The organism is Methyloceanibacter sp. (assembly GCF_035650995.1).
Classification (GTDB): domain Bacteria; phylum Pseudomonadota; class Alphaproteobacteria; order Rhizobiales; family Methyloligellaceae; genus Methyloceanibacter.
Map to the genome: position 1 here is coordinate 1 of NZ_DASRGO010000043.1, position 7,243 is coordinate 7,243.

Annotated in this window: 5 protein-coding genes; all 5 read left to right on the forward strand. The window is 64.0% G+C overall.

The genetic code is table 11. From position 1 onward, the window contains the following. Nucleotides 1-344 precede the first annotated feature (344 nt). Nucleotides 345-2,201, forward strand: a complete 1,857-nt coding sequence (locus tag VFB18_RS03720; protein ID WP_324971149.1) for an extracellular solute-binding protein — start codon at nt 345-347, stop codon at nt 2,199-2,201. Then, nucleotides 2,201-4,171, forward strand: coding sequence for an extracellular solute-binding protein (locus VFB18_RS03725; RefSeq protein ID WP_414675642.1), 1,971 nt, complete (start codon nt 2,201-2,203; stop codon nt 4,169-4,171). Before VFB18_RS03720 ends, VFB18_RS03725 begins: the two co-directional genes overlap by 1 nt. 182 nt (nt 4,172-4,353) lie before the next feature. Beyond that, complete coding sequence (locus tag VFB18_RS03730) at nt 4,354-5,469, forward strand: microcin C ABC transporter permease YejB (protein WP_324971152.1); 1,116 nt, start codon at nt 4,354-4,356, stop codon at nt 5,467-5,469. Nucleotides 5,470-5,473: 4 nt separating this feature from the next. Continuing rightward, entirely contained in the window at nt 5,474-6,637 is a 1,164-nt protein-coding gene (locus VFB18_RS03735; protein ID WP_324971154.1) for an ABC transporter permease, read from the forward strand. A gap of 101 nt (nt 6,638-6,738) precedes the next feature. Further along, on the forward strand, nt 6,739-7,243 hold a 505-nt coding region (locus tag VFB18_RS03740; protein ID WP_324971156.1), incomplete at its 3' end, for a cation diffusion facilitator family transporter.

Below are 7,243 nucleotides of genomic sequence, written 5' to 3' on the forward strand. Positions count from 1 at the left end.
GAAGCTGCGCCTTCGGCTGAGACCCCGCCGGCTCCGGCTCCCGAGGCAGCACCTTCGGCCGAGACGCCGGCTGCTCCTGAGGCCGCGCCCTCGGGCGAGGATTCCACTCTCTCGAACCAGCCCCAGCCGGTTTACCCCGAAGGGGCGCCCCAATAATGCGCTTTGCGGACCGGGCAACTCCCGGTTCGCAACCTTCAACCGACGCAATGGCGTGGCGGGCCGCATGACCGATAATTCATTTGGTCGCGCGGCCCGCCATGCTAATTTTGGGCTGCCCCGACCTGCGGCGATGTAGCGCCGGTCTCGCGCCAATCTTCCCTCACATGGAGCTCGTTACGTCGGTCATGATCTTGCGACGCTTCGCTCTTGCCGTTGCTCTCGCCGGAGCCGTCTCCGGCCCGCTCCAAGCCGAGGACGCCTCCGTCCACCATCATGCATTGTCGCTGGTCGGCGATCCCGAGTACCCCGCCGACTTCAAGCATTTCCGCTACGTCAATCCCGATGCGCCAAAGGGCGGGCTCGTGCGCATGGCCGACATCGGCTCCTTCGACAGCCTCAACCCCGTGCTCTACAAGGGCGAGGCGGCGGGCGGGCTTGGACTCGTTTACGAAAGCCTGATGCAGGACAGTCTCGATGAGCCTTCGACCGAGTACGGACTCATCGCCGAATGGGCGAGCTATCCGCCCGACTACTCCTCGGTCACCTTCAAGCTCCGCGACGAGGCACGCTGGCAGGACGGCACGCCCATCACGCCCGAGGACGTAATCTACTCGCTCGGGGTGAACAAGGAGGCCAACCCGCGCATGGGCCTCTACTACAAGAACGTCGCGCGCGCCGAACAGACCGGCCCGAACGAGGTCACCTTCTATTTCGACGTGAAGAACAACCGCGAGCTGCCCATGATCATGGGGCAGCTCACCGTCCTTCCCAAGCATTACTGGACGGGGAAGGACGCGAGCGGCAACCCGCGCGACCCGATGAAGACCACGCTCGAGCCGCCGCTCGGCTCGGGTCCCTACCGCATCAAGGACGTGCAGCCCGGCCGCTCGATCACCTATGAGCGCGACCCGAATTATTGGGGCAAGGACCTGCCGGTCAACAAGGGCCAATGGAACTTCGACCAAGTCCGCTTCGAGTACTACCGCGACGAGACGGTCGCCTTCGAGAGCTTCAAGGCGGGCAACATCGATTACTGGCAGGAGTCGAGCGCCAAGAACTGGGCGACGGCGTACGATTTCCCCGCCCTTCGCAACGGCTACGTCAAGCGCCAGGAGGTCCCGATCGCGCGCACCCAGCCGATGCAATGCTTCGTGCTCAATCTGCGGCGCCCGCAATTTCAGGATCGCCGCGTGCGTGAGGCCTTCAACCTCGCCTTCGATTTCGAATGGGCCAACAAGAACCTGTTCTATGGTCAGTATGCGCGGGTCGGAAGCTTCTTCCAGGGCAGCGAGCTTGCCGCCGAACCGAAGCTGCCCGAGGGTCGCGAGCTCGAAATCCTGAACGAGGTCAAGGACGGCGTGCCGCCCGAGGTGTTCACCGAGGTGCACAACAATCCGGTCAACGCGGCGCCCGAGGATGCGCGCAACAATCTGCGCAAGGCGGCGCTGTTGCTGAAGGATGCGGGCTACGAAATCAAGAACGGCGTGCTCACCAACGTCACCACGGGCCAGCAAATGCGCGTGGAATTCCTGCTCGTCTCGCCGCTGTTCGAGCGCATCGTGCAGCCTTACATCGCCAATCTCGACAAGCTCGGGATCAAGAGTTCGATCCGCATGGTCGATTCGGCGCAATACGCGCGCCGGCTCAACGTCTTCGACTACGACATCGTCGTCTATACCTTCGCCCAGTCGGATTCGCCGGGGAACGAGCAGCGCGACTTCTGGGGGTCGGACGCCGCCGGCCGCGAGGGCAGCCAGAACCTGATCGGCATCAAGGACAAGGCGATCGACAGGCTGGTCGATCACGTGATCTTCGCCAAGGACCGCGCCGAGCTCGTCGCCGCCACGCGCGCGCTCGACCGCGTGCTGCAATGGAACGAGCTCGTGGTGCCGCAATGGTATTCGCCCAATGTGCGCATCGCCTATTGGAACCGCTACGGCCAGCCCAAGGTGCTGCCGCGGCTGACGCCGGGCTTCCTGCAAGTCTGGTGGTACGACCAAGAGCTCGCGAGCACCCTTCCCTCGTCCGCGACGCAAAGATAATGGCCGGTGCGAACGCCTTGCGACGTTTCGTTGGGCCGGTTGCCCTCCTCATCATTGCCCTGATCGCCGCCCCGGCCTCCGCCTCCGAGCGAAAGCACGGACTCTCCGCCTTCGGCGATCTCGCCTATCCACCCGACTTCAAGCACTTCAACTACGCCAACCCCGAGGCGCCCAAGGGCGGCACCTTCTCGCTCGTCGGCTGGGGCGGAGTGGCCACCTTCAACAGCCTCAACAACTACATTCTCAAGGGTGACGCGGCGCAGGGGCTCGAGCTTCTGTTCGACACGCTGATGACGCCGGCGGGCGACGAACCCGACGCGGTGTACGGTCTCGTCGCCGAGAGCGCAGAGGTCGCCGACGACCGCATGTCGGTGACGTTCCATTTGCGGCCCGAGGCGCATTTCGCCGACGGCACCGAGCTTACCGCCGACGACGTCGTGTTCTCCTTCGACGTACTCAAGGAGAAGGGCCACCCGCTCTACCACCAGATGCTCCAGGACGTGGTGAAGGCGGAAGCCATCGATCCGCACACGGTGCGCTACACCTTCAAGGGCGATCTCGTGCGCGATTTGCCGCTCACCGTGGCCACGCTGCCGATTTTCTCCAAGGCCTATTACGCGGAGCATCCCTTCGACCAGACGACGCTCGACCCCCCGCTCGGCTCGGGGCCGTATTTGGTCGAAAGCGTCGCGCAAGGACGCACCATCGTCTATCGCCGCAATCCCAACTATTGGGCGAAGGATCTGCCGGTCAATCGCGGGCGCTTCAACTTCGACCGGATCCGCTTCGAATATTTCCGCGACCGCACCGCCTCGATGGAGGCCTTCAAGGCGGGGACCTACGACTTCCGCGAGGAATTCACCTCGAAAGTGTGGGCGACCGAGTACGACTTCCCCGCCATCCGCGACGGCAAGGTGAAGAAGGAGGTGCTGCCCGACGAGACGCCGTCGGGCACGCAAGGCTTCTTCCTCAACACGCGGCGCGAGCCGTTGAACGATATCCGCGTGCGCAAGGCGCTCGACCTCGCCTTCGATTTCGATTGGACGAACAAGAACCTGTTCTACGGGCTCTATACGCGGACCGAGAGCTATTTCGAGAATTCGCCGATGAAGGCGGAAGGCGCGCCGTCGGACGCGGAGCGCGCGCTGCTGACCTCGCTCGGCGCGCCCGTCTCGGACGAAGCGCTCGGGGTCGCCTATGTGCCGCCGAAAAGCGACGGCTCGGGCCAGGACCGCACGCTGCTGGTCGAAGCCGGCAAGCTGCTCGACGAGGCCGGCTGGACCGTCAAGAACGGCCATCGCGTCAACGCCAAGGGCGAGCCGCTCAAGCTCGAGATCCTCTATTTCGAGGACGTGTTCGAACGGCTGGTCGCGCCCTACGTCAAGAATTTGCAGCTGCTCGGGATCGAAGCCTCGATGCGCATGGTCGACCCGGCGCAATATCAGCAGCGGCTCAAGAATTTCGACTTCGACATCACCACCGAGCGCTACCAGATGCGCAACACGCCGGGCGTCGAGCTCAGGAGCTATTTCAGCTCGCAGGCGGCGAAGATGGACGGCTCGCTCAATCTTGCCGGCATCTCGGACCCCGCAGTCGATGCGCTCATCGAGCGGGTGATCGGGGCGAAGAACCGGGACGAGCTCACCACCGCGGCACGCGCGCTCGACCGCGTGCTCAGGGCCGGGCACTATTGGGTGCCGCACTGGTACAAGGCGTCCTACAACATCGCCTATTGGGACAAGTTCTCGCGGCCCGAGGTGAAACCCCGCTTCGACCGCGGCATTCTCGATACATGGTGGTACGACCAAGCCAAGGCCGCGAAGCTTGCCGCCGCGACCCCGGCCCCGGCCAAGACCGGGGGCTCGGAGGACGGTACGGTAGGGCCTTCGAGGCTCTGGCTCATCCTCGGCGCGCTCGCCGTGGCCGCCATCGCCTACGCCCTCGTGCGGGCGCGGAGGCGCAAGGACTGAGTTGGGGTCCGTCCAACGCCGCGAAAACCCGCAATCTGCCCAGTTCGCGCCGCAGAATAACCCTGCCAATAGGACCCTGTGTCGGGTTCCACTCGCCTCCGGAATCCAGTAAGCATCAGACATCACAGCAAACCGGGGCGCCGAGGGGCGGGCAGCCTGCCGGACACCATGCGTAGGAGCGAATGACAGCCTATATCCTCCGCCGCCTCCTCCTGATCATCCCCACGATGTTCGGCATCATGCTGGTGACGTTCGTCGTGGTGCAGTTCGCCCCGGGAGGCCCGGTCGAGCGCCTCGTCGCTCAGCTCACCGGTGCCGATCAAGGCGCGACCTCAATGTTCAGCGGCGGAGGGGGCGACGCGACGAGCCCGCGTCCGGGAGGCGGCGGCCTTCCGGGCGACGTCTCGGCGCCGTCAAAATACCGCGGCGCGCAAGGCCTCGATCCCGAATTCGTCAAGAGCCTCGAGAAGCAGTTCGGCTTCGACAAGCCGGCTTATGAACGCTTCGCCATGATGATCAAGAACTATCTCCTGTTCGACTTCGGCAAGAGCTATTTCCGCGACACGAGCGTGCTCAAGCTGATCGAGGAGAGAATGCCGGTGTCGATCTCGCTCGGGCTGTGGATGACGCTTCTCTCCTACGCCATCTCGATCCCGCTCGGCATCCGCAAGGCCGTCAGGGACGGCTCGCGCTTCGACGTATGGACGAGCACGGTGATCGTGATCGGTTACGCCATCCCGGGCTTCCTCGTCGCCGTCTTCCTTATCGTGCTGTTCGCGGGCGGCTCGTTCCTCCAGATCTTTCCCTTGCGCGGGCTCGTTTCCGAGAACTGGCACGAGCTGTCCTGGCCGATGCGGATCGCCGATTATTTCTGGCACCTCGTGCTGCCGATGTTCGCCATGGCGTTGTCGGCTTTCGCCACCACGACCTTTCTCACCAAGAACTCGTTCCTCGAGGAGATCAGGAAGCAATATGTGATGACGGCGCGGGCCAAGGGCCTGACCGAGCACAAGGTGCTCTACGGCCATGTGTTCCGCAACGCCATGCTGCTCGTCATCGCCGGCTTTCCGGGCGCGTTCATCGGCGCCTTCTTCACCGGCGCCCTCCTCATCGAGACGATCTTCTCGCTCGAGGGGCTCGGGCTCTTGAGCTTCGAATCGGTGGTGAACCGCGACTATCCGGTGGTGTTCGCCACCGTCTACATCTTCTCGCTGCTCGGGCTGGTTATCAATCTCATCTCCGACCTCACCTATACGTGGGTGGATCCGCGTATCGATTTCGAGACGCGCGAGGTCTAGCCCGATGGACGCGCCGATCGACACCGCGCTCACCGAGCAGGTCACCGCACAAGGCGTACCGGTGATCCCCACGCGGCTCTCGGCGCTGCAGCGGCGCCGGATCGAGATGTTCAAGGCCAACCGCCGCGGCTACTGGTCCTTGTGGATCTTCCTGACCCTTTTCATCATCAGCCTGTTTGCCGAGTTCATCTGCAACGACAGGCCGATCCTGGTGAAATACGAGGGCCACTATTACTGGCCGATCTTCTCCTCCTACCCCGAGACCACCTTCGGCGGCATCTTCGAGACCGAGGCCGACTACCGCGATCCCGCCGTGAAGGAGATGATCAAGCACGGAGACGGCTGGGCGATCTGGCCTCCGATCCGCTTCTCCTACAATACGCAAAACAAGAACCCGCCGATGGCCTTTCCGGTGAAGCCGACCTGGATGCTCACCGCCGAGGACTGCAAGCTCGCGGTCGAGCACGGCTTCCATCCGTGCAACGCCGATCTCGAATGGAACTGGCTCGGCACCGACGATCAGGGGCGCGACGTGATCGCCCGGGTCATCTACGGGTTCCGCATCTCGGTGCTGTTTGGGCTCGTGCTGACGCTGTTCTCCTCGCTGATCGGGGTGGCGGCGGGCGCCGTGCAGGGCTATTTCGGCGGCTGGACCGATCTCCTGTTCCAGCGCTTCATCGAGATCTGGACCAGCATTCCGCAGCTCTACCTGCTCATCATCGTCGCCGCGGTGTTCGAGCCGAATTTCTGGATCCTGCTCGGCATCCTGCTCGCCTTCTCCTGGGTGGCTCTGGTCGGGGTGGTGCGCGCCGAATTCCTGCGGGCGCGGAACTTCGAATACGTCACCGCGGCGCGCGCGCTCGGGCTGTCCAATTTGCGGATCATGTTCAAGCATCTCTTGCCGAACGCGATGGTGGCGACCATCACCTTCATGCCGTTCATCCTGAACGGCTCGATCACCACGCTTACCTCGCTCGACTTCCTCGGCTTCGGCCTGCCGCCGGGCTCGCCCTCGCTCGGCGAGCTGTTGGCGCAAGGCAAGGACAACCTCCAGGCGCCATGGCTCGGCCTCACCGCCTTCTTCGTCATCGCACTGATGCTGTCGCTTCTCATCTTCGTGGGCGAGGCGGTGCGCGACGCACTCGATCCGCGCAAAACGCTTGGATGACGCCGATGCACGGATCGCATTCGCATAAGCACCATCACGCGGGCCGAAGTCATAAGGGCCATGCGCACAGCGCGGAGACGCACGCCAATAATGAGCGGCGCATGGGGTTTGCCGCGCTCATCACCGGTCTCTTCATGTTCGCCGAGGTGGCGGGCGGCATCGCCGCGGGCTCGCTCGCGCTGCTCGCCGACGCGGGGCACATGCTCACCGACTTCGCCTCGCTGTCGCTCGCCTGGTTCGGTTTTCGGCTGTCGCGGAGGCCGGCAGACTGGAAACGCACCTACGGCTTCGACCGCTTCCAGGTGCTGATCGCCTTTGCCAACGGGCTTGCGCTGTTCGCCATCGCCGCGTGGATCGTGTACGAGGCGGTGGAGCGGCTGATGACCACTCCGCAAGTGTCGGGCGGCATCATGGTGGTCGTCGCCGTGCTCGGTCTCGCGGTGAACGTCGCCGCGTTCTTCCTGTTGCGAGGCGCCGACCGGGAGAATCTCAACGTGCGCGGAGCCTTCATCCATGTGCTCGGAGACCTGCTCGGCTCGGTGGCGGCGCTGATCGCCGGCGGGGTGATTCTCATGACCGGCTGGACGCCGATCGATCCGCTGCTCT

Bases quoted from the DNA above. Each gene is read 5' to 3' on its own strand.
- VFB18_RS03720 (WP_324971149.1), top strand. From the start codon at position 345: ATGATCTTGCGACGCTTCGCTCTTGCCGTTGCTCTCGCCGGAGCCGTC.
- VFB18_RS03725 (WP_414675642.1), top strand. From the start codon at position 2,201: ATGGCCGGTGCGAACGCCTTGCGACGTTTCGTTGGGCCGGTTGCCCTC.
- VFB18_RS03730 (WP_324971152.1), top strand. From the start codon at position 4,354: ATGACAGCCTATATCCTCCGCCGCCTCCTCCTGATCATCCCCACGATG.
- VFB18_RS03735 (WP_324971154.1), top strand. From the start codon at position 5,474: ATGGACGCGCCGATCGACACCGCGCTCACCGAGCAGGTCACCGCACAA.